Raw genomic sequence first — 23,096 nt, forward strand, 5'->3', positions numbered from 1 at the left:
TTATCAGATAAAAGGTGGAATGCTGTTTGTTAGCTGAACTATCAATAAAAAACTTTGCCATTATAGAGGAACTGACGATTTCGTTTGAACGGGGGCTCACCGTCCTGACGGGAGAAACAGGGGCCGGCAAGTCAATTATTATAGACGCCGTTTCCCTGTTAGTCGGCGGCCGCGGGTCGTCTGAATTTGTCCGTTACGGTGAAACAAAGGCCGAGCTTGAAGGACTGTTTCTTTTGGACAGCGGCCATCCCGTTTTTGAGGTGTGCCGAGAGCAGGGAATAGACGTATCTGACGACATGATTGTCATGAGAAGAGACATTAATGCCGGGGGAAAAAGCGTCTGCCGTGTCAACGGAAAATTAGTAACGATTGCGGCTTTGAGGGAGATCGGCAGACTTTTATTAGATATTCACGGGCAGCATGACAACCAGCTTTTAATGGAAGATGACAAACATTTAGAGCTTTTGGATAAATTTGCGGGCGCTGAGGCCGAATCAGCGCTTCAGGCATACCAAGAAGGCTACGACCGTTATATGAAGCTGCTCAAAAAAGTGAAGAAGCTGTCGGAAAGCGAACAGGAAATGGCGCATCGGTTAGATCTGATCCAATTTCAGCTTGAAGAAATCGAATCAGCGAAGCTTGAATTGAATGAAGACGAACTTCTTCAAGAAGAGCGGAAGCAGATATCCAACTTTGAAAAAATTTATGAATCATTGCAAAACGCCTATAATGCGCTTCGCAGCGAACAGGGGGGGCTTGACTGGGTAGGAATGGCCTCTGCCCAGCTTGAAGACATTTCGGATATCAATGAACCGCTGCAAAAGCTGTCAGAAAGTGTGTCAAGTTCCTATTATCTGCTGGAGGATGCAACCTTTCAAATGCGCAATCTGCTAGATGATCTGGAGTATGACCCGGAACGGCTGAATTTTATTGAAACCCGTTTAAACGAGATTAAACAGCTGAAGCGTAAATACGGAGCGACGGTCGAAGACATTCTGGAATACGGCTCCAAAATAGAAGAGGAAATTGATCAAATCGAAAACCGCGACAGCCACCTTGAAGCGCTGAAGAAGGAACTGGAGTCCGTCGGCAAAGATGTGGCCGTAGAAGCCGCCAATTTATCAAAAATCAGAAAAGCCTGGGCGAAAAAACTGGCGGAAGCAATTCATCAGGAATTAAAGAGCCTGTATATGGGCAAATCAACGTTTGATACGGAATTCCTCGTGAAAACCGATCCGTCTGCCAGTGAAGCGCCGGTTGTCAACGGCCAGCCCGTGCAGCTTACCCAAAAGGGAATTGACCTTGTGAAATTTTTAATTTCAACGAACACAGGTGAGCCGTTAAAACCGCTGTCAAAGGTCGCATCCGGCGGCGAACTTTCAAGGGTGATGCTGGCGCTGAAGAGTATTTTTTCTTCCCAGCAGGATGTCACCTCCATCATCTTTGATGAAGTGGACACTGGCGTAAGCGGGCGGGTTGCCCAAGCCATCGCGGAAAAAATCCATAAAGTATCGACCGGTTCACAGGTGCTCTGCATTACACACCTGCCGCAGGTTGCCGCTATGGCGGATACGCACCTTTTGATCGCAAAAGAATTCAAAGACGGACGGACGACAACGCATGTCACGCCGCTTTCAAAGCAGGATAAGGTAGCGGAAATCGGCCGTATGATTGCGGGTGTTGAAGTGACCGACCTGACAAAACGGCATGCGCAAGAGCTTTTAAAACAGGCCGGACAGGTAAAAACGACAGGATAAGCTGCTGATACAGGCAGCTTATTTTTTTGTTCCATTTCTCTAACAGTGTATCCAATGTTTTTCTTCGTATGCCGGTTATAAATCAAGCGCAGGAAGGCAAAAGTATAGAGGTAGCAGAAAAAGAAAGTGGTGTGGGATAGGAGCGAGGAGAGTGAAGGAATGAATGCACGATAACATGAGGAAAGCAATAGGTGTAATTCTCCTTGTTTCTTTACTAAGTGTAGGCTTTTTTAAGCCATTTAAAGAATATTTACTGATACCGTCAGAAATGAGCGTCTTTGAAAACCAGACACAAGCCGTTCCGGTCAATGCATCAATAAGCGCTGAAAAGGGCGAATTATCAGAAGCCTTTACGCTGAAAGAAGAGCACGGTCATGCAAGCATAACAGGGCAAAAACAAGGCCGGTCAGAAGTAGTATATGATCTTGCCGGGTTTCCCATTAAAAAAACGAAAGTGCGTGTCCTTCCTGAATTGAAGGTCATTCCGGGCGGACAGTCCATCGGTGTAAAACTGCATTCAGTCGGTGTTTTGGTCGTCGGCTTTCACCAGGTGATGACAAAGGATGGGAAAAAGTCTCCGGGAGAACAAGCGGGAATTGAATCTGGCGACATCATTATTAAAATGAACGGACATAAAATTGAAAAAATGAGCGACATCGCCCCGTTTATTCAAAAAGCGGGTAAGACCGGGGAATCTTTGGATTTATTGGTGAAACGCGATAAGCAAAAAATCAAGACAAAGCTGATTCCGACAAAGGACGAAGCTGAGGGAAAATATCGAATCGGACTTTATATCCGTGATTCGGCAGCCGGCATCGGCACGATGACATTTTTTGAACCGAAAACAAAAAAATACGGCGCATTGGGCCACGTCATTTCTGATATGGATACGAAAAAACCGATTGTTGTGGAAGACGGCGAAATCGTCCGTTCAACTGTAACATCAATTGAAAAAGGAAAAGGCGGCAATCCCGGCGAAAAACTGGCAAGGTTTTCGTCAGAACGGAAAACGATCGGCGATATTAACCGCAACAGTCCGTTCGGCATTTTCGGGAAACTGCATCAGCCGATTAAAAACAACATCTCAGACAAAGCGCTTCCGATTGCTTTGTCAAATGAAGTGAAAAAAGGACCGGCGCAAATGCTGACGGTTATTGAAAACGATAAAGTAGAGAAATTTGATATTGAAATCGTCAGCACTACTCCGCAAAAATTCCCGGCAACTAAAGGAATGGTGTTAAAAGTGACCGATCCGAAACTGCTGAAAAAAACCGGCGGAATCGTTCAGGGAATGAGCGGAAGCCCGATCATCCAAAACGGGAAGGTCGTCGGGGCCGTAACCCACGTGTTTGTCAATGATCCGACAAGCGGCTACGGCGTTCATATCGAATGGATGCTTTCTGAAGCGGGTGTTGATGTTTATGGAAAAGACAAAGCAAGCTGACTGCCGGATCATCCGGCAGTTTTTTTATGTGCGCGTTCTTCACTTCTTTCCAGGATTCATGTAAAATAAGACATGAAGATTTTTCGACAAATTCACGTTTCCTGATTTGTCAAACTTAATTTTTAGTCGAAAAACCTAGAAAATGCTAGAAAAACAAAGATATTCCACTATTATTGGTAAATATGGATTTTTTAAAAGGGGAAGTAGTGGTTTTGTCGAATGTAACATGTAGCAGTCAAATAGGTTGTGTCCTGTTAATACATTGGGGGAGGAAGAAACGTGGAGAAAATTAAAGTTTGTGTTGCTGATGATAATCGAGAGCTTGTAAGCCTGTTGAGTGAATATATAGAGGGACAGGATGATATGGAAGTAATCGGCGTTGCTTATAACGGGCAGGAATGTCTTTCTTTGTTTAAAGATAAAAATCCCGATGTGCTCGTTTTAGATATTATTATGCCGCATCTGGACGGACTGGCGGTTTTGGAGCGGCTCCGTGAATCAGAGCTTGAGAAACAGCCGAACGTTATCATGCTGACGGCATTCGGTCAGGAAGACGTTACGAAAAAAGCCGTCGATTTAGGAGCGTCCTATTTCATCCTGAAGCCGTTTGATATGGAAAACCTTGTCGGCCATATCCGCCAGGTAAGCGGAAATGTCAGCAGCGTCACACACCGTGCGCCGTCTGCACAAAGCAGCATCATTCGCAGCCAGCCGGAGCCGAAACGGAAAAATCTCGATGCCAGCATTACAAGCATTATCCATGAGATCGGTGTGCCTGCCCATATTAAAGGCTATCTTTATTTGCGGGAAGCCATTTCCATGGTGTACAACGATATTGAACTCCTCGGCAGCATCACAAAAGTCCTTTATCCCGACATCGCCAAAAAATTCAACACGACCGCAAGCCGTGTAGAACGGGCCATCCGCCACGCGATTGAAGTCGCTTGGAGCAGGGGAAATATTGATTCCATTTCTTCGCTGTTCGGGTATACCGTAAGCATGACAAAAGCAAAACCAACCAACTCAGAATTCATCGCGATGGTTGCTGACAAGCTGAGATTGGAGCATAAAGCTTCGTAACGCAAGCTTTATTGCAAGATGACGTTTTACGCCTTCTTTTCCGTGCATGAATGCGGAAGAGAAGGCGTTTTGAGTTTTTCTGACGAAGATCCCTCCGGCCCGAGGAATCTTAATGCTGCATAAAAGCGGGATTTACGGCATCTACACATATAACACGGGAGCTGATACTTTGATGATTTCGCCGTCTCTGATATAAAAGCGGGGGACGCGGCGGCTTAACGCAGATACGACTTCGTAGTTAATCGTACCGAGCATTTCGGCAATTTCATCAACGGAAATCTCGGCTCCTTTTTGTTTGCCGTAAATGACGACTTCTTCTCCTTGTTTGCCCTCACTATCACCCAAACTGACCATAATCATATCCATCGTCACTCTCCCCGCCACCGGCACTCTTCTGCCGCGGTGAAGAATAAACCCGCGGTTGGAAAGGGCGCGCGAGTAGCCGTCAGCATAGCCGATCGGAATTGTCGCGATGATTTCACCCGGTTCGGCGATATATGTGGCGCCATAACTGACGGTCCGGGGCTCTGTCACCATAGCTTTCACATAAGCGATACGCGCCTTTAAGCTGAGTGCGGGCGTGAGATCTACGAGGTTCAGCTCCTTTATATAAGCGGACGGGTATAGTCCATATAAACCGATGCCTAAACGGATCATATCGGCGCTGAATTCGGGAAAAGCGATAGCGGCGGCTGTGTTGCACATATGAACAGTAGGCAGCGGGATGTCTTGATTTTTTAAAAAGCGGAGAAAGCTGATAAACTTTTCATGCTGCAGCATTGTCAATTCAGTATCAGGTTCATCCGCTGTTGAAAAATGGGTAAAGATCCCGTCCCACGACAGGTATGTACTCGACTTTAGCGCTTTTACAACTGCTAAAAGGTCTTCTTCTGTGCGTACACCGAGCCGGCCCATTCCGGTATCCACATTGATATGAATGGACAGCCGTTTCGAATCAGCTTCTTTTTCCAATATCTGATTTGCTTTTTTGACCCAGCTGACTTGAAACGCTGATAATGTTATATTCCACAAGGCAGATTTTTTTACACAGCTGAGGGCTGTAAAGCCGAGCACAAGGATAGGTGCCTTAATTCCCGCTCTCCGTAACACAATTCCCTCTTCAACGCTGGCAACTGCGAGCTCGCTCGCGCCGCTTTCCAGTGCCTGCCGCGCTACTTCCACAGAGCCGTGGCCATAAGCATTTGCTTTTACGACGGCCATAATCTTCGACTTCTTCGGAATATGGCGGCGGATCGCCCGTACATTCTTTTTTATCGCATCAAGGTCAACTTCAATCCAAACTTCCCGGCAAAGTTTTTTCATCGCGATTCCTTCTTTCCTTAATGAGATTCAGTACTGACGTGTTTTCATGCTTTCAATCTGCATTTTATTCACACTGAACTGAAATCATTCAAAACATGAGAAGGTGACCGCTGATGTTTAAAATCAAGTTTTTGGGAAATCAGTGCGCCTGCTTTATTTATGCAGTAAGGGCTGCATGGCAGCCCTTAAATTGACTTCACAATATTCTGATCTGAAAATTGGTGTTCAAACATTTTGGACTGGCTTACAGCATTGTTTTGAATGACAATGCCGATATTTCCCCCTCCGGAACCGAAAACGGTTTTTGATGCAGTCAGCGGACTGATGGATATGGCGCCGCCAACATTGACAACTCCGTTTCCTGATACGTTGTTTATCGTAATCGGGCAACCGCTCATTCTATTTTTTCTCCTTTCTCTCACAGTCTACTATCTATATGTACGCTGTAATATGAAATAAGATTAAACAAAACGGCAAAAAAAACCGGCTGCTGTGAGCCGGAAAGGGAGGGAAATACAGATATCATAGTGTTTTCGTTACATTTTGATCAGAGAATTGCGAGTTTAGAGATTGAGACGTGCTGAATTGGTTTAATTGCAGAACAATACCTATATTTCCTCCTCCTGAGCCGTAGACGGTTTTTGATACGGTTAAAGGGCTTATCGAAAACGCCCCGCCGACATTGACAACTCCGTTTCCGGAAAGACTGTTAATCGTAATAGGAAAACCAGCCATCATATACGGTCTCCTTTCTATTAATCTATTTACTATATGTACGCTGCAAATCAGAAATAGGAGTAAACAAAGCGGTAAAAAGTTATGAAACAAAAAAACTGCCGGACGTCCGGCAGTTTTTTGATTACTTTTCAAACGGCACCCAGCCGCCTGTATTCTGGATCATTTCCCATAACGGTTCAGGAAGTCGGTATTTCTCAATTTCAGATGCTTTAATGGCTTTTTCGATTTCCTGTTCGCGGCCTTCTTTGACCAGCACCGCCCATTCAGGGTTAATTAAAATGACACGTCCCAGAGCCACCAGCGGAATCCCGCTTTCTAATACGGCGAGCGCTTCGTCCGCGGTATAGATGGAACCGACCGCCATCAGCGGCACTTTGTGGCCGACGCGTTCGTTTAATAAATCCATCCGTGTCCGTGAAGTATCTGCGCCGCGGCGGGCTTTGGAATTGACATCCATCAGTGAAATATGCAGATAATCCAAGTTTTCTTCCGCAAGTGCATCAGCGAGCATGAATGTTTCTTTCATTGTAAGCCCCGGCGTTTCCGGCTCTTCAGGTGACAGACGGTAGCCGAGAACAAATGGATGTTCAGCGTGTGCATCAATCGCCTGTTTGACAGCGTCAACGACTGCAAGCGGGAACGCAAGGCGCTTTTCATCGCTTCCGCCCCAGCGGTCTGTGCGCTGATTTGTTTTCGGAGAATAAAATTGTTGAATCAAGTATCCGTTTGCCCCGTGAATTTCTACACCGTCAAAGCCGGCTTCAATCGCTCTGCGTGTCGCTTCGCCGAATGCTTTTACAATGTGCTCAATCTCTTGTTCAGTGAGAGCCCGGGAAGTTTGTCTGCCGTCTTCTTCTGAACCGCTTGGGCTGACGACGTCGTTATTCGGCACGAGTTCAGGAGGGCATTCCAATCCGCCATGGTGAATCTGCACAACGGCTTTCGCTCCTTGAGACTGGATCGCTTGAGCGAGTTTTTTCAAGCCGGGAATGTGAGAATCATCATAGATGCCGGGCTGGCCGGGAAACGCTTTGCCGTCAGGTGTTACGTTTGCACATGCCGTAATGACCATGCCCATTTCTTTTGAACGGGGAGTAATGTAGCTCAATTCACGTTCAGAAATCGTTCCGTCATCGTTTGAGGAATAGTGGGTCATCGGTGCAACGGAAATACGGTTTGGTATGGTAACGCCGCTTTCGAACGTAAAAGGTTCAAACAGCGGTTTATATGTTTGCTTCATTATTTCGCCTTCTTCCTTAAAAGTTTAACTCGTCCGTATTCTAGCTTATGTTTTAATTGTGTGCAATTATTTTGCTTGTTCTTCTTCCTGAGGTTATGACCGGCCGAACCATTTAAACGACTGGAACGGTTTTCTCCGTTCCTTTTCAGGGTCTTTATACCCGCCTGAAATTTGATGGCCGATCGAGCTGAATATGACAGCGGCGGCGAATAGGAGAATGATTTTTTTCATATGCATATCTTCTTTCTTATCTTTTACAAGGTTATTTATAAGCATACGCTTGTGTGAAAAAACCGTCAAATTTGTTTTTTATTCTTTTTTCCACTTTCCTGCGGCGAATATCGTTCCGATCTGAATCACAACACTTAACAGAGCGCACACTGCCACAACTGTGTTGCTGTCCATAGAAGACACCCTCCTTTTTGTTAGGTTAATGTATCATATGACAGCTGTCTCTGTTTTGACAAAACCGTAATGCGGTGTTTCATATTTTTCAACAAAAAAGGGCGCTTTTTAGGCGCCTTTACTTTTTTTTCAGCCGATGCAAAGCGATTTGAACGGCGATGGCGTCATCCAGATAGCCGATCGGAAACATGTAATCCGGAATCACGTCTGTCGCTAAAATATAATACAGGAGCGCACTCCCTAGAATCGGGCGGTCTTCAGCCGGTGTTGATTCATCCATATATTGATGATGCATGTTTTTCAAGTGATCAATAAAAGGGCCGACACTTTCTTCATTATTCATTTTCTTTTGAAACTCATCACAAATCAGGCGATGGCCCTGCTGGGTTTTGGCATATTGTTCATATCTGGTCAGCTCGCGTTCAATTTGTTCACGGGAAAAAGGCTGATCAAACATCTCCGCCATGTTCAGCATATCCTGAATCGCGTGCATCGGATCTTGCGGCGCAGTCTCTTTTTCATGGCCGATGTCTATTCCTGACGCTTCAAGCAATTCCTCCAGCGGGGTGCGGAGGTGCTTTGAAAATTCCTGAAGATGCTTTAAATTGGCCTTCTGCTTGCCGTTTATAATCCGGGAGATGGTGGCCGTATCAATGTTGGCTAATGCGCCGAGTTTTCTCATGGAGAGAGAGTGCTTATCAAGCAGTGATTTTAAAAGGGGGCCCAATGTCTTATGTTCATTTTCTGCCAAGGGTGTCACCTCGTTTCCGCCGGAATGATGATAATCAGTCAATAATTTTTGCAGAAAAGGTACCTTTTCTGTGCTGATGAATAGGATAGTGTAGATTGGAACAGCACAACATGTTGAAAAGACATCAAAGAATGGGGAGAACATAACATGGCTTGGTTATTGATTTTAGGTTTGGCAGTGTCCTCGAGCATTGATAATTTAGGAGTGGGGATGTCATACGGCATCAGAAAGATCAAAATATCGCACGCATCAAATATAATGATCGCTTTTATCTGTTTTTTATTCAGTTATATCGGAATTTATTTCGGCAAATGGATTTCAGCCGTTTTCCCGGGCTTTTTTCCCGTTTTGCTGGCGGCTTTTATTTTATCTGTGATCGGCATTCGCATCATCCTGCTGGCCGTGCCGAGAAAAAAAGAAAATACAGCGCCTGCTGACACATCTGGAAAAAAAGGCCGTTTCGCCGGTCTGCTGCAGAATCCGGAGACAGCGGATGCTGACGGTTCGGGAGAAATCGGTATATTGGAATCCATGGTTCTCGGGGTGGCCGTATCCGCAAATGCGCTGACCAACGGATTAAGCGCGGGCCTGATCGGGCTTTCTCCCGCTGCCATTTCCATCACTGCGGCGATCGGAAGCTTTCTGACCATATGGATCGGCTGCATGCTTGGGAAAAAAGCTGCGTCACTGCGCATCGGTTCTTTCCATGTCGGACAGTTCAGCACGGTGCTGAGCGGAGTGATTATTCTCATCATTGCCGTCAATACGCTGCTCTTTTAAGTTGTCCCGTTCATTTTATGAAAAGCTCAAAATAAATATGAATCATTCTGTTCGGGAGAGCGCATGACGGGCTCTCTTTTTTTGCCGATCTGTCATTTTTTCAAAATGAATAGAAAGTCGTCCGTTTCCGTTAAATTTTGCATATCCGGCCATAAGACAGAACCTTTTTCATGGACGGATCAGCTCGCTTTCTTTCTAAGTTCAGGTAATCAGCGGGTCAGAAAGCCTTTATTCCAAATATGGAAAAACGCTGGAGGGACGAAGGCGCCCTTTACAAATCCGCCATTCTGTACAAAGATAAAGCCGAATGAGAAAACGTGAGGTGATCTGTGTGAAGTCTGTCATCCTTCTGATCTTCACTGCATGGCTGCTGTCAGGCTGCGAGTATACCGCGGAGGCGGATTCGGCGCCGTCATTTACACAGGAAGGAACATTTATAAAAGCGGCCGGAAACGATATGATCGCACTGGAAATTGACGGAGAGCGGCACGAGGTGAAGGTGCCTTTTGCTAAGCGGCTTGAATGTCAGTTTCTGCCTGAACATACGGCGGTGCAAATCACCTATAAAAAAGAGAGCAATGGACAATTACGGCTTGAAGAACTGAAAAAAGAAACAGATATGTGAAAAACGGGGAGGAAAAAACGTGGGCCTACTGACAAAAAGCGCTGCTGCATTCGGTGCCGCCCTTCTTCTGCTTGCGCCGTCCGCTTATGCAGCCGAACCTTTGCAAGGGAAGACCATCTATATTGATGCCGGCCATGGCGGAGAAGACAGCGGGGCCGGGGGAAATGGACTGCTGGAGAAAAACATCAATTTAGCGGTGTCAAACAAGGTAGCTGCCAAATTGGAAGCAGAAGGTGCAACACCTGTTGCGTCAAGGACTGACGATACTTTTTTGAGTTTGGACGAGCGGGTGGCGAAAGCAAGCGCCAGCCAATCCGATTTATTCGTCAGCCTTCATACGAACTCAGCCGTATCGACGGCATCGGGTACAGAAACGTATTTTAATTCAACATATGAAGGAGCAGACAGCGAAAGGCTTGCTTCTGATATCCAACAGCAGCTTGTCTCGTCTCTAGAGATGAGGGACAGAGGTGTAAAAGAAGCCCCTTTTTATGTCATTACATATTCAAAAATGCCTAGTGTGCTGGCTGAATTAGGCTTTATCACAAATCCTCAAGATGCGGACAAGCTGAAAAATGCTGACGGGCAAGAACACGCTGCCGACGCCATTGTAAATGGAATCGAAACCTATTACAGCGGCCGATAATCGTAAAATATGTGTAAATAGCGCCCTCCTTACGTGCATAACGATTATAATAGAGAAAACCGATGACAAACACCTGAGGTGACACATATGACGACTATTTTTGCCCACCGGGGGGCGTCGGGCGACTATCCCGAAAATACGATGCCCGCGTTCACAAAAGCGATTGAGGACGGGGCGGACGGAATCGAACTTGACGTACAGCTGACAAAAGACGGCCGTATCGTGGTCATTCACGATGAAACCCTTGACCGAACGACGTCTTTACAAGGATTTGTGAAAGATACGGCGTATGACAAAATCAGAACCGCCGAGGCCGCCGGAAAATGGAAAGATTCTTTTAAAGGAGTCAGAATTCCGCTTTTGTCAGACGTGCTGCGTTTTGCGGAGCGCGCCGATTTTCTGATCAATATTGAGCTGAAAAACAGTGTATTCCGCTACGAGGGTATGGAAAAAGAAGTGATCAAAAAAGTCAGGTATTACGGATTGGAAAAGCGCGTTATTTTTTCTTCATTTAATCATGAGAGCCTTGCGCTTTGCCATGCCTTGGCGCCTGAGATTGAACGGGCGGTGCTGACGATGGATGTGCTGTACCGGCCTGAACAGTATCTCGCTTCAATCCCGGCTTCAGGTTATCATCCTAAGCTTGGTACGCCGGCGGTCAGCCCTGAAGCGGTCAGACATCTAATAAAACACCAAGTGAAGCTCCGTCCGTTCACCGTTAATCGTCCGGAAGATATGAAGCAGCTGATGAAAGCGGGAGCAGACGCATTTTTTACCGATTATCCAAAGCTGGCTGTTTCTTTAAAAGAAGAATGCCGCCATTAAGAAGACTGTTCAGACAGTCTTTTTTTTATGAGCAGAAACCGGAGGGGCGATCATAACGTGATCAGGAGGTTCATATAGTGTAACAGGGCGTTTTATGTAAGCGTTATCTTTTATTTTACTGAAAGTGAGGCAAAAGTGTGGGGAAAACGGTTATCGTCAGTGCGGCAAGAACACCGTTCGGAAAATTCGGCGGTGCATTAAAAGAGGTAAAAGCAGCCGAGCTTGGCGGCATTGCCATAAAAGAAGCAATCAAGCGCGCCGGCATCGGTGAAAGCGAAGCAGAAGGAGCGGTGATGGGAATGGTTGTCCAAGCGGGTGCGGGGCAGATTCCGGCACGGCAGGCTGCAAGGTATGCCGGGCTTCCATGGTCCGTTCCGGCTGAAACCATTAATAAGGTTTGTGCATCGGGGCTTAGAGCCGTTACCTTCTGTGATCAAATCATCCGGGCAAATGATGCCGACGTGCTGATTGCAGGCGGAATGGAAAGCATGAGCAACATCCCGTACGCCATTCCGGCCGGCCGCTGGGGTATAAGAATGGGAGACGGGGTTTTTCAGGATTTAATGGTCCATGACGGGCTGACCTGTGCGTTCGATCAGGTGCATATGGCTGTCCACGGAAGCGCTGCGGCCGAAAAGTACGGCATTTCCCGAGATGAACAGGATAATTACGCTCTTAAAAGCCAAAAACGCGCGGCTGAGGCGGCTGAGACGGGCAAATTGCAAGAAGAAATCGTTCCGGTTACCTGGACCGATAAAAAGGGCAAACAGCATACTGTTACGCAGGATGAGGGGCTGCGCCCTGATACAAGCCTTGAGCAGCTCGCAAAGCTTAAGCCTATTTTTACAGCCGGCGGAACGGTTACAGCGGGAAACGCTCCCGGTGTAAATGACGGCGCCGGAGCATTTGTGCTGATGTCAGAGGAAAAGGCCGCGAAGCAGCATGTCAGACCGCTCGCTGCGATACTTGGCTTTGCGTCTGTCGGACTGGAAGCGTCTGAGCTTGCCAGCGCACCGGGAGAAGCGATCAGCCGGCTTCTGAAAAAAACCGGACTGTCCGTTGACGATATTGATTTGTTTGAAGTAAACGAAGCATTTGCGTCCGTCGTGCTCGTCAGCGAAAAGATTGCCGGATTCAGCCGGGAGAAAGTGAATGTAAACGGAGGGGCGATCGCGTTCGGCCATCCGATCGGCGCAAGCGGCGCCAGAATCATCATGAGTTTGATATACGAATTAAAGCGGCGCGGAGGAGGTTTAGGCATAGCGGCGATATGCAGCGGAGCGGCCCAAGGAGACGCCGTCCTGCTGGAGGTGTACTGATATAACGAGGGGAGCGTCAGATGAAGATGAAAACAATCATGGTCGCAGGTGCCGGTCAGATGGGAGCAGGCATCGCGCAGACGGCTGCAGAAGCTGGGTTTTCCGTCATGTTATACGATGTGGAGCCGGAATCGGTGACAAAAGGCCTTAACCGCATAAAGACAAATCTGGAGAAAGATCAGGCGAAAGGACGCAAGACACGGCATGAAACAGAATCCGTTTTCAGCCGCATCTCCCCGGCAGCGCTCACAGAAGCGGGAGATGCTGATTTTGTAATAGAAGCCATTGCCGAAAACAAAACAGCAAAAACTGAATTACTCGGCACACTTGACAAAATGTGTCCCCCTCATACCGTATTGGCAAGCAATACGTCTTCTCTTCCCATTACGGAGCTTGCCGCTGTCACAAAAAGGCCTGACAAAGTAATCGGCATGCATTTTATGAATCCGGTTCCTGTCATGGAGCTTGTCGAGGTCATCAGAGGGCTTGCTACGTCGGAAGACACGGCTGAAACAGTAAAGAAGCTTGCCGTCCGGATGAAAAAAACGCCTGTCGAAGTCAATGATTTTCCCGGCTTTATATCTAACCGTATATTAATGCCGATGATTAACGAGGCCGTTTATTGCCTTTACGAAGGGGCGGCTTCAAAGGAAGCGATTGATGAAGTGATGAAGCTCGGCATGCGTCATCCGATGGGGCCTTTAACATTAGCCGACTTCATCGGATTGGATACTTGCCTTTCCATAATGGAGGTTCTCTATGCGGGGTTCGGAGATTCGAAATACCGCCCATGCCCGCTGCTCAGAAAATATGTCAGCGCCGGCTGGCTCGGCAAAAAAAGCGGGCGCGGTTTTTATGAGTACAACAGATGACATAAAAATCATGGGGGAGGCCTGCAGCCGTGCATTTTACAGAAGAGCACATCATGATGAGAAAAATGGTGCGCGATTTTGCACGCAAGGAAATCGCACCGATGGTTGAAATCATGGAAACAACCGATGAATTTCCGGACCGGCTGATTAAAAAAATGGGAGAAGCGGGTTTAATGGGCATCCCCGTCCCGGAAGCATACGGCGGAGCGGGGGCTGATACAACATCTTACATTTTAGCGATTCATGAAATATCAAAAGTCAGCGCGGCTGTCGGCGTCATTTTATCCGTCCACACATCGGTAGGGACAAACCCGATTCTGCATTTCGGGACAGAAGCCCAAAAACAAAGGTATATTCCAAAGCTGGCAGCGGGCGAATACGTCGGGGCTTTTGCGCTTACTGAGCCTCAATCCGGATCTGATGCGGGAAGCCTGAAAACAACGGCTGTGCGAAAAGGCGGTTCATATATTCTGAACGGTTCAAAAATCTTTATTACAAACGGCGGAGCGGCAGATCTGTATCTGACATTTGCCTTAACGGACCCGGGAAAAGGGAGAAAGGGGATTTCCGCTTTTATCGTTGAAAAAAACACACCCGGCTTTTCTGTCGGAAAGAAAGAAAAAAAGCTCGGATTGTTAGGTTCCAATACCGTCGAATTGCAATTTGACCAAGCGGAAATTCCAATTGAAAACCGGCTCGGCGAAGAGGGCGAGGGTTTTTCAATCGCCATGAAAAACCTAGATGTCGGACGGATCGGCATAGCGGCTCAGGCGCTCGGAATTATCGAAGCGGCGCTCGGCTGCTCGGCGGAATACGCCAAAACCCGCAGCCAGTTCGGCAGGCCCATTGCCTCGAATCAGGCTGTCTCTTTTAAACTTTCTGACATGGCGACGAATGCGGAAGCTGCCAAACTATTGGTCTATCATGCCGCTGATCTGTATCAGCGCGGGCTTCCGTGCGGAAAAGAAGCATCGATGGCAAAGCAATTCGCGTCTGATGCGGCGATGAAAGCGGCAGTGGAGGCTGTGCAGATTCACGGCGGCTACGGCTATATGAAAGAGTATCCCGCGGAGCGTTTATTTCGGGATGCGAAGGTCACGCAAATCTATGAGGGCACCAATGAGATTCAAAGGCTGATTATTTCTAAGTATCTTCTTCAATAAAAAGCGCGGAAAAGGAGCGAAACCATGGAATCTTATTCTCCCGGTTTAGATGGCGTCATTGCGGTGGAAACGGGGATTTCTTTTCTTGATACACAGCAGGGCAGGATTTTAATCAAAGGCCATGATCTGATCGAGCTTTCTAAAACGGCCGGCTATATGGATATTGTCCATCTCTTATTGGAAGACAGACTTCCTGATGCGAAAGAGAAGGCGGCGCTTGAAGATGACATCCGGCGCGGCGGAGACCTTCCCGAGGAAATCTTGCATATATGCCGTCTGCTGCCTGAACATACTCATCCGATGGACGGTCTGAGGACAGGCTTGTCCGCACTTGGCGGCTTTGACAAGAATATTGATGACCGCACCTCTTCTGTAAATCGGCACCGTGTACGCGGGCTGATAGGCAAAATGCCCAATCTGACCGTCAACAGCTATCGTGTCATAAACGGTCAGGAACCTTTAGCGCCTGTCGGAACCTTATCGTACAGCGCAAACTTTTTATATATGATTACCGGAAAAACGCCGTCCTCCTTGGAAGAAGAAATATTCGACAGGTCGCTTCTTTTATACAGTGAGCATGAATTGCCGAACTCAACATTTACAGCCCGTGTCATCGCTTCGACGCAATCGGATATTTACGGCGCTCTCACCGGAGCCGTCGCCTCGCTTAAGGGAAACCTTCACGGCGGAGCGAACGAAGCGGTGATGTACATGCTTGAAGAAGCGAAGGATACAGACGGGTTTATTCAATTGTTAACTCAGAAACTCGCAAACAAAGAAAAAATCATGGGCTTCGGACATCGTGTCTACATGAAAAAAATGGATCCGAGGGCGCTCATGATGAAAGAAGCATTGAAAAAGCTGTCTGATCTCTCGGGGGATTTCCGTCTCTATCACATGTGTGAAGCCGGCGAAACCGTCATGCGGGAGAAAAAAGGCCTTTATCCGAATTTAGATTACTACGCAGCGCCGGTCTATTACATGCTCGGCATTCCGATACCGCTGTACACGCCTATATTCTTCAGTGCACGAACCGTCGGCCTGTGCGCGCACGTCATTGAACAGCACAGCAGAAACCGGCTTTTCCGCCCGCGTGTCCGCTATACCGGAGCGCGCCTGTAAACAGATAAGAAAGGAAGATGAAAACATGACAGAAACCCGCCGAATGGACGCCGTGATCGAAGAGATTTCTGATTACGTGCTCCATCAGGAGATTGACAGTTCAGAAGCTTTCACTACGGCAGGACATGTGCTTCTTGATACGATAGGCTGCGGAATTTTGGCGCTCAGCTATCCCGAATGTACAAAGCTGCTCGGCCCGATTGTCCCGGGAACCACTGTACCGAACGGCAGCCGGGTCCCGGGCACGCCTTTTGTATTAGACCCCGTCACGGCCGCCTTTAATATCGGATGCATCAACAGGTGGCTCGATTATAATGATACGTGGCTTGCGGCGGAATGGGGTCATCCGTCTGACAATCTCGGAGGCATATTAGCTTGTGCGGACTATATTTCCAGAGTGAGAATGTCTGAAGGGAAAGAACCGCTTACCGTGCGCGATGTGCTTCGCGCAATGATCAAAGCGCACGAAATTCAAGGGATTCTCGCTTTAGAAAACAGTTTAAACAGAGTCGGGCTTGACCATGTGCTGTTTGTGAAAGTGGCGACTGCGGCTGTTTGCGCCCACATGCTGGGAGGCTCAAAAGCGGAAATCAATAACGCCGTATCTCACGCCTGGATTGATAATTCAAGCCTCAGAACGTACCGGCATGCGCCGAACACCGGGTCGCGCAAATCATGGGCGGCCGGTGACGCGACAAGCAGAGGTGTATATTTGGCCCTCGTGGCGCAAAAAGGTGAAATGGGGTACCCGACGGCGCTGACCGCACCGGTGTGGGGATTTCAAGACGTATTATTTAACCGGCAGGAAATAAAGCTTGCCCGCCCGCTTGGATCCTATGTGATGGAGAATGTATTGTTTAAAGTATCCTATCCGGCTGAATTCCACGCCCAAACAGCGGCGGAATGCGCGGTCCGGCTCCATCCGCAGGTGAAAGACCGCATCGGGGAAATCGACAGGATCACGATTATGACGCATGAATCAGCAATCCGGATTATCGATAAAAAAGGGCCGCTTCACAATCCGGCAGACCGGGATCATTGCCTGCAGTACATTACGGCAATCGGGCTTCTTTTCGGAGATATAAAGGCAGATCATTATGAAGAGGAAACGGCGTCTGACCCGCGAATTGATACATTGCGGGGCAAAATGGAGGTGACGGAACACAAAGCGTACTCAAAGGATTACTTAGACCCGCATAAGCGATCCATCTCAAATGCCGTACAGGTGCATTTTACAGACGGCACAGCTACGGAACGGATCGAATGTGAATACCCGCTCGGGCACCGGTTCCGCAGAAACGAAGCCGTACCGAATATTCTTGCCAAGTTTTCAGCAAACATCAGCACTCATTTTTCATTGAAGCAGCAGCGTAAAATAGAAGAAGCCTGCAGACATAGCGGACGGATGCAGCAGCTCAGCGTTATTGAATTTATGGACTTATTTCTCATATAAAATAGGAGGGTGACAAACATGACGTGGATCGTCAGCAGGCAGTCGTCTCAAGAGGAGCTTGCAGAGCGGTTCCGTACGCTGATGACAGCGCCGGATGTATTGCAGATCCCCGGTGCTCATGATGCGATGGCTGCTCTTATCGCCAAGAAAACGGGGTTTTCGGCTCTTTATTTATCAGGTGCGGCTTACACGGCGAGCAGAGGGCTGCCCGATTTAGGCATCATCACGTCGGCGGAAATGGCTGAACGGGTTAAAGATTTGGTCCGCTCGTCTGATCTGCCCGTCCTTGTGGATATTGATACGGGTTTTGGAGGTATCCTGAACGCTGCCCGGACGGCGAAAGAAATGTATGAAGCGCGCGCAGCCGCCGTGCAGATGGAGGATCAGCGCCTGCCGAAAAAATGCGGGCATCTGAATGGGAAGCAGCTCGTGCCGATTGAAGAAATGGCGCAGAAAATCAAAGCGGTCAAGCAGGCCGCGCCGACTCTTCTCGTTGTTGCAAGGACAGACGCCAGACAGCAGGAAGGGCTGGAGGGCGCCATAAAAAGAGCGGCCGCTTATATAAAAGCGGGTGCTGACGCTATTTTTCCGGAAGCGCTCCAATCAGAAAGCGAATTCAGAGCGTTTTCCAAACAAACCAGTGTGCCGGTTCTCGCAAATATGACCGAGTTCGGAAAAACGCCGTATTACAGTGCGGAAGAATTTTCCGATATGGGCTGTCACATGGTCATTTACCCGGTCACATCACTCAGAACGGCGGCCAAGGCTTTTGAGCGTATTTTCCGCCTTATAAAAGAAGAAGGCTCGCAAAAAACGGGGCTTTCCGATATGCAGACGAGAAAAGAATTATATGAAACGATCGCTTACGATGACTATGAAGAACTGGATCAATCCATTGCAAAAACGATACTGCCTGACGACTGAAAAAGCCCTTTTTTGCAAGGGCTTTTTTTACAGCTTTTTTTTCCTGAACCGCGGGCTGACTTGGTTGCGTTTCCGATCTCTGTACAGAATAAACCCGGCCAGAATATAAAGGCCGAATAAAAAAAACGCCAGTCCGGCAGCTCCCTGAAGGAAAAGGGACGGAAACGGGGCAAACACATGCCCGAATAATGCATCTCTCATCAGCTTAATGCCGAGCGCCGCGACAGCGCCGGGGAGGACGAGGATCAAAAGCGCAACAAGCCGGCTCATATTCAGAAAACCCCTTTACGATGTGATTTCCTTTATTGTCCAATCGAAAAAATATTTTGTCAAGAGATGAAAACATGGTAACATAGGGGTTGTGCAAATTATTGCAACGGAAAATACAGGTGTGCAAATTTTTTCATATAAAGGGGTATCGGGATGCAGAAGGTGCTGATTATAGGTGCTGGTAAAGGAGGCACGGCGCTCTTACAGATTTTGATGAAAACAAAGCTGATCCAAATTATTGCGGTGGTTGATCAAGATCCGGAGGCGCAAGGGCTGCAAGAAGCCCGGAAATATGGAATTGCAACCTCATCAGATTGGAAATCTTACATAACCGAAGATATAGATATCATCATTCATACAACGGGCGACAAAGCGGTCATGGATGAGCTGCTCCAACAGAAAAGAGAACAAACCATCGTCATGCCGGGAAAATTGGCGTACATGATGTTTCAGCTGATGGAGGAAAAACAGGAGCTTATTCAAATGCTGAAGTCCCAGACGTATAAGCATGACCGGATTTTTAATTCAACGCACGACGGCATGATTTTTATAGACGTCAATGAAACGATCATTTTATTTAATCAGATGGCTGAAAAAATGGTCGGTCAAAAACGGGAAGATGTCATCGGCCGCCAAATTAAAGACGTAGTGCCGAATACAAAACTGCCGCGGATTCTGGAAACGAGAGAGCCGGAGTATAACCAGAAGCAGCTCCTCGGAAAGCACCTTCAGATTGTCACGACAAGACTGCCGATCATTGATGAAGGCGGGAAGCTTCTCGGGGCGTTATGTGTGTTTAAAGACATCACGGACGCGGTTGAGCTGGCAGAAGAGGTCACGAACTTAAAACAAATCCGCACTATGCTCGAAGCGATTATTCAATCGTCAGACGAAGCCATTTCCGTCGTTGATGAAAACGGCATCGGAATGTTAATCAACAAAGCGTATACAAAAATGACCGGGCTGGCAGAAAGCGAAGTCATCGGAAAACCCGCCTCCACCGATATTTCGGAAGGGGAAAGCATGCATCTGAAAGTATTGGGGACAAGGCGGCCCGTACGGGGGGTAAGGATGAAAGTCGGCCCCAATAAAAAGGATGTCATCGTGAATGTTGCCCCTGTTATTGTCGACGGTATTTTAAAAGGAAGCGTCGGCGTCATTCACGATGTGTCAGAAATTAAAACGCTGACGGCTGAATTGAACCGGGCGCGCCAGATCATCCGCACGCTTGAAGCGAAATACACGTTTGATGACATTATCGGCACGAGTGAACAAATGCTGGTCGCCCTTGAACAGGCCAAGCTTGGGGCGAAAACGCCGGCGACGATTCTGCTGCGGGGAGAATCCGGCACCGGAAAAGAACTTTTCGCCCACGCCATCCATAACGAAAGCGACCGAAAATACAATAAATTCATCAGGGTCAATTGTGCAGCCCTGTCTGAATCCCTGCTTGAATCCGAGCTTTTCGGCTATGAGGAAGGCGCGTTTACGGGCGCGAGGCGCGGGGGCAAAAAAGGGCTTTTTGAAGAAGCGAATAACGGCAGCATTTTCTTAGATGAAATCGGGGAGCTGACCCAAAGCACCCAGGCGAAGCTGCTCAGGGTTCTGCAGGAAAAAGAAATTATCAGAGTCGGCGGCGCCAAAGCGATTTCTGTCAATGTCAGAATTATCGCAGCGACAAATGTCAACATCGAAAAAGCCATGGCGGAAGGGACGTTCCGGGAAGACCTGTATTACCGGATTAACCGCTATCCGATCTCCATCCCGCCGCTTCGGCAGCGTAAAGAAGATATTGAAGCGCTGAGCATTCGGCTCATTGAAAAAATCAATCAGGATTACGGACGCAACGTAAAGGGGCTCTCGCCCAACGCGCTGCGTGCTTTATCAGCCTACAGCTGGCCTGGAAACGTACGAGAGCTCGAAAATGTGCTCGGCCGGGCGATGATATTTTTAGAGCCGAACATGGAGCGGATCGAACAGCAGCATCTGCCTGTTTTTGAAACAGAGCTGAATGAAAAAAACGGCGCTCAAAGTGATTTTCCGGATGTGGAAGGAGAAAAACTCTCTCAAGCCGTTGAAAAATTTGAAGCGCATGTCATTCAAAAAACACTTGAAAAGCACAAATTCAACCGAACCAAAACGGCAAAAGCGCTTGGCGTCAGCATTCGGAATCTGTACTACAAAATGGACAAGTACGGCCTTGCAAATGACGGCATGCAATAAATTGCAGAAACAGCGCAACCAGCTGCATGTTTTCTTGAAAAAAGGCCGGAATAACCCTCCCGCATATTTGGCACGGAACTTGCATTGATAAAAGCGGATTCGCACAAGGAAGGTGGTACAAAATGAAGCTGAGAGACCTAGTTGAAAAAGCCGCGGCAAAAAACGCAAAAACCATTGCAGTGGCCCACGCAGCAGATAAAGAAGTGATCCAAGCCCTCAAAATGGCGGCAGAACACTTATCGGCACGATTTTTACTGACGGGTGACAGTGAAAAGCTGAAAGAACTCCTGGAAAACGAGCCGAAGTTTAATGCTGAAATCGTCCACGCCGATTCACCCGAAGAATCTGCGGCAAAAGCAGTGCGGGCAGTGCGCGAACAAGAGGCGGATATTTTAATGAAAGGGAATCTGCCGAGCTCAACTCTTCTGAAATCGGTGTTAAACCGACAGGAAGGGCTGCGTTCAAAAAAGGTGTTATCACATGTAGCCGTTTTTGAGGTGCCGGACTATGACCGGCTGATGTATGTAACGGATTCGGCGCTGAACATTGCCCCGTCTCTTGAAGAGCTTCGGCATATTCTGCAAAATGCGGTTCATGTCGCACATTCAGTAGGGAACCCTATGCCGAAAGCAGCAGTCCTTGCCGCAATTGAAACGGTCAACCCGAAAATGGAGGCGACGCTGAACGCCGCTGCAATCGTCCAAATGTGCAATAGAGGACAAATTACGGGCTGCATTGCGGACGGACCGCTTGCTTTGGATAATGCCGTATCCCAAGCGGCCGCGCTCCAAAAAGGAATTTCCGGAAGCGTTGCGGGCCAGGCGGATATTCTCTTGGTTCCTTCAATTGAGGCTGGAAATATGCTTTATAAGTCAATGATTTATTTTGCGAAAGCAAATGTTGCTGCCGTCATCGCCGGTGCGAAGGCGCCGATTGCATTAACGAGCAGAGCGGATACCGCAGAAAATAAACTGTATTCAATTGCGCTTGCGATTTGCGCATCACAAGAACAGTAGGAGGAACGAACCTATGGAAATTTTTAAATATATGGAGACTTATGATTACGAACAGTTGGTATTCTGCCAAGATGAACAATCTGGATTAAAAGCGATCATCGCGATTCATGATACGACGCTCGGTCCTGCACTCGGCGGAACAAGAATGTGGACATATGACAGTGAAGAAGCTGCGATTGAAGATGCATTAAGACTCGCAAAAGGCATGACTTATAAAAATGCGGCTGCCGGACTAAACCTGGGCGGCGGGAAAACCGTTATTATCGGGGACCCGCGCAAGGATAAAAATGAAGAAATGTTCCGCGCGTTCGGCCGGTACATCCAAGGCTTAAACGGAAGATATATTACGGCGGAAGACGTCGGCACCACCGTTGAAGATATGGATATTATTCATGATGAAACAGACTATGTAACAGGGATTTCTCCTGCATTCGGTTCCTCAGGAAATCCGTCTCCGGTTACGGCGTACGGCGTATACAAAGGGATGAAAGCTGCTGCTAAAGCGGCGTTCGGCACTGATTCACTGGAAGGAAAAACAATTGCTGTGCAAGGCGTGGGAAATGTGGCTTATAATCTTTGCCGCCACCTTCACGAAGAAGGCGCTTCTTTAATCGTGACGGATATCAATAAAGAATCTGTTAAACGTGCCGTTGAGGACTTTGGCGCCCGTGCAGTCGATCCGGACGACATTTACTCACAGGCGTGCGATATTTATGCTCCGTGTGCTCTCGGCGCTGTCATTAACGATGACACGATTAAACAGCTGAAGGCGAAAGTCATTGCGGGAGCGGCCAATAACCAGCTGAAAGAAACACGTCATGGCGATACCATTCATGAGATGGGAATCGTATACGCACCGGACTATGTCATCAATGCCGGCGGCGTCATCAATGTAGCAGATGAGCTTTACGGCTACAATGCAGAGCGGGCTTTGAAAAAGGTTGAAGGCATCTATGCAAACATTGAACGGGTGCTCGATATTTCCGCGCGTGACGGCATTCCGACATACTTAGCGGCTGACCGTCTTGCTGAGGAACGAATTGAGCGCATGCGCCGTTCAAGAAGCCAGTTTCTGCAAAACGGCCAAAGCATATTAAGCAGACGGTAGGAAATTGATCTG

The 23,096-nt window shown here is 47.9% G+C and carries 23 protein-coding genes; 16 read left to right on the forward strand and 7 right to left on the reverse strand.

Translation table 11 applies throughout. The features are described 5' to 3' along the window. Nucleotides 1-26: 26 nt before the first annotated feature. The 3 genes from recN to spo0A all read left to right on the forward strand — a co-directional run bounded on the left by recN (nt 27) and on the right by spo0A (nt 4,281). The gene (recN, locus tag Y79_RS0118480; protein WP_016939007.1) at nt 27-1,757 is read left to right on the forward strand and encodes a DNA repair protein RecN; all 1,731 of its coding nucleotides are present in this window, start codon (nt 27-29) and stop codon (nt 1,755-1,757) included. Between the two features lie 163 nt (nt 1,758-1,920). Continuing rightward, nucleotides 1,921-3,201 (forward strand): SpoIVB peptidase, encoded by a 1,281-nt coding sequence (gene spoIVB, locus Y79_RS0118485; protein WP_016939008.1) that lies wholly within the window; start codon nt 1,921-1,923, stop codon nt 3,199-3,201. Between the two features lie 279 nt (nt 3,202-3,480). After that, entirely contained in the window at nt 3,481-4,281 is an 801-nt protein-coding gene (gene spo0A / locus Y79_RS0118490; protein WP_003153177.1) for a sporulation transcription factor Spo0A, read from the forward strand. Between the two features lie 141 nt (nt 4,282-4,422). Here spo0A and alr read toward each other — a convergent pair whose 3' ends face one another. The 6 genes from alr to Y79_RS0118525 form a co-directional block, all read right to left on the reverse strand. Beyond that, the gene (gene alr, locus Y79_RS0118495; protein ID WP_016939009.1) at nt 4,423-5,604 is read right to left on the reverse strand and encodes an alanine racemase; all 1,182 of its coding nucleotides are present in this window, start codon (nt 5,602-5,604) and stop codon (nt 4,423-4,425) included. A gap of 185 nt (nt 5,605-5,789) precedes the next feature. Further along, nucleotides 5,790-6,002 carry a spore germination protein gene (locus Y79_RS0118500; RefSeq protein ID WP_016939010.1) on the reverse strand — a complete coding sequence of 71 codons (213 nt, stop codon included), beginning with the start codon at nt 6,000-6,002 and terminating at the stop codon, nt 5,790-5,792. Between the two features lie 124 nt (nt 6,003-6,126). Then, the gene (locus Y79_RS0118505; RefSeq protein WP_032864884.1) at nt 6,127-6,339 is read right to left on the reverse strand and encodes a spore germination protein; all 213 of its coding nucleotides are present in this window, start codon (nt 6,337-6,339) and stop codon (nt 6,127-6,129) included. Between the two features lie 124 nt (nt 6,340-6,463). Then, the gene (locus Y79_RS0118510; RefSeq protein WP_016939012.1) at nt 6,464-7,582 is read right to left on the reverse strand and encodes an NADH-dependent flavin oxidoreductase; all 1,119 of its coding nucleotides are present in this window, start codon (nt 7,580-7,582) and stop codon (nt 6,464-6,466) included. Nucleotides 7,583-7,675: 93 nt separating this feature from the next. Continuing rightward, nucleotides 7,676-7,813 carry a hypothetical protein gene (locus Y79_RS1000000121580; RefSeq protein ID WP_162829239.1) on the reverse strand — a complete coding sequence of 46 codons (138 nt, stop codon included), beginning with the start codon at nt 7,811-7,813 and terminating at the stop codon, nt 7,676-7,678. Nucleotides 7,814-8,105: 292 nt separating this feature from the next. Continuing rightward, the gene (locus tag Y79_RS0118525) at nt 8,106-8,738 is read right to left on the reverse strand and encodes a helix-turn-helix domain-containing protein (RefSeq protein ID WP_016939014.1); all 633 of its coding nucleotides are present in this window, start codon (nt 8,736-8,738) and stop codon (nt 8,106-8,108) included. A 147-nt stretch (nt 8,739-8,885) separates the two neighbouring features. Here Y79_RS0118525 and ytaF point away from each other — a divergent pair, with 147 nt between their 5' ends. The 10 genes from ytaF to prpB all read left to right on the forward strand — a co-directional run bounded on the left by ytaF (nt 8,886) and on the right by prpB (nt 18,467). Next, on the forward strand, nt 8,886-9,518 hold the full coding sequence (ytaF, locus tag Y79_RS0118530) for a sporulation membrane protein YtaF (RefSeq protein ID WP_016939015.1): 633 nt from the start codon (nt 8,886-8,888) through the stop codon (nt 9,516-9,518). A gap of 307 nt (nt 9,519-9,825) precedes the next feature. Further along, nucleotides 9,826-10,143: a hypothetical protein gene (locus tag Y79_RS0118540; protein ID WP_016939017.1), complete on the forward strand. Its 318-nt coding sequence runs from the start codon at nt 9,826-9,828 to the stop codon at nt 10,141-10,143. Between the two features lie 19 nt (nt 10,144-10,162). After that, entirely contained in the window at nt 10,163-10,789 is a 627-nt protein-coding gene (locus Y79_RS0118545; RefSeq protein ID WP_016939018.1) for an N-acetylmuramoyl-L-alanine amidase family protein, read from the forward strand. Between the two features lie 87 nt (nt 10,790-10,876). Then, nucleotides 10,877-11,614, forward strand: coding sequence for a glycerophosphodiester phosphodiesterase (locus tag Y79_RS0118550; protein WP_016939019.1), 738 nt, complete (start codon nt 10,877-10,879; stop codon nt 11,612-11,614). Between the two features lie 137 nt (nt 11,615-11,751). Next, the gene (locus tag Y79_RS0118555) at nt 11,752-12,933 is read left to right on the forward strand and encodes an acetyl-CoA C-acetyltransferase (protein WP_016939020.1); all 1,182 of its coding nucleotides are present in this window, start codon (nt 11,752-11,754) and stop codon (nt 12,931-12,933) included. Between the two features lie 20 nt (nt 12,934-12,953). Beyond that, the gene (locus Y79_RS0118560; protein WP_016939021.1) at nt 12,954-13,805 is read left to right on the forward strand and encodes a 3-hydroxybutyryl-CoA dehydrogenase; all 852 of its coding nucleotides are present in this window, start codon (nt 12,954-12,956) and stop codon (nt 13,803-13,805) included. A 29-nt stretch (nt 13,806-13,834) separates the two neighbouring features. Then, a complete protein-coding gene (locus Y79_RS0118565) occupies nt 13,835-14,968 on the forward strand; it encodes an acyl-CoA dehydrogenase (protein WP_016939022.1) in 1,134 nt (377 codons plus the stop codon). Between the two features lie 24 nt (nt 14,969-14,992). Beyond that, entirely contained in the window at nt 14,993-16,090 is a 1,098-nt protein-coding gene (gene mmgD / locus Y79_RS0118570; protein ID WP_016939023.1) for a citrate synthase, read from the forward strand. Between the two features lie 25 nt (nt 16,091-16,115). Further along, nucleotides 16,116-17,543: a bifunctional 2-methylcitrate dehydratase/aconitate hydratase gene (locus Y79_RS0118575; protein WP_016939024.1), complete on the forward strand. Its 1,428-nt coding sequence runs from the start codon at nt 16,116-16,118 to the stop codon at nt 17,541-17,543. Between the two features lie 18 nt (nt 17,544-17,561). Next, entirely contained in the window at nt 17,562-18,467 is a 906-nt protein-coding gene (gene prpB / locus Y79_RS0118580) for a methylisocitrate lyase (protein WP_016939025.1), read from the forward strand. A 27-nt stretch (nt 18,468-18,494) separates the two neighbouring features. Here prpB and Y79_RS0118585 read toward each other — a convergent pair whose 3' ends face one another. After that, nucleotides 18,495-18,737, reverse strand: coding sequence for a DUF2627 domain-containing protein (locus Y79_RS0118585; RefSeq protein ID WP_016939026.1), 243 nt, complete (start codon nt 18,735-18,737; stop codon nt 18,495-18,497). A gap of 153 nt (nt 18,738-18,890) precedes the next feature. On the opposite strand from Y79_RS0118585, the gene Y79_RS0118590 reads away from it, so the two are divergent. The 3 genes from Y79_RS0118590 (at nt 18,891) to bcd (ending at nt 23,084) form a co-directional block, all read left to right on the forward strand. Beyond that, nucleotides 18,891-20,960: a sigma-54 interaction domain-containing protein gene (locus Y79_RS0118590; protein WP_016939027.1), complete on the forward strand. Its 2,070-nt coding sequence runs from the start codon at nt 18,891-18,893 to the stop codon at nt 20,958-20,960. A 122-nt stretch (nt 20,961-21,082) separates the two neighbouring features. Then, nucleotides 21,083-21,976 (forward strand): phosphate butyryltransferase, encoded by an 894-nt coding sequence (gene yqiS / locus Y79_RS0118595; RefSeq protein WP_016939028.1) that lies wholly within the window; start codon nt 21,083-21,085, stop codon nt 21,974-21,976. A 13-nt stretch (nt 21,977-21,989) separates the two neighbouring features. Next, a complete protein-coding gene (gene bcd, locus Y79_RS0118600) occupies nt 21,990-23,084 on the forward strand; it encodes a branched-chain amino acid dehydrogenase (RefSeq protein WP_007612452.1) in 1,095 nt (364 codons plus the stop codon). The last annotated feature ends 12 nt before the right edge of the window (nt 23,085-23,096 follow it).

The sequence above is a fragment of the Bacillus siamensis KCTC 13613 genome, assembly GCF_000262045.1.
In the GTDB taxonomy this organism is placed as follows: Bacteria; Bacillota; Bacilli; order Bacillales; family Bacillaceae; genus Bacillus; species Bacillus siamensis.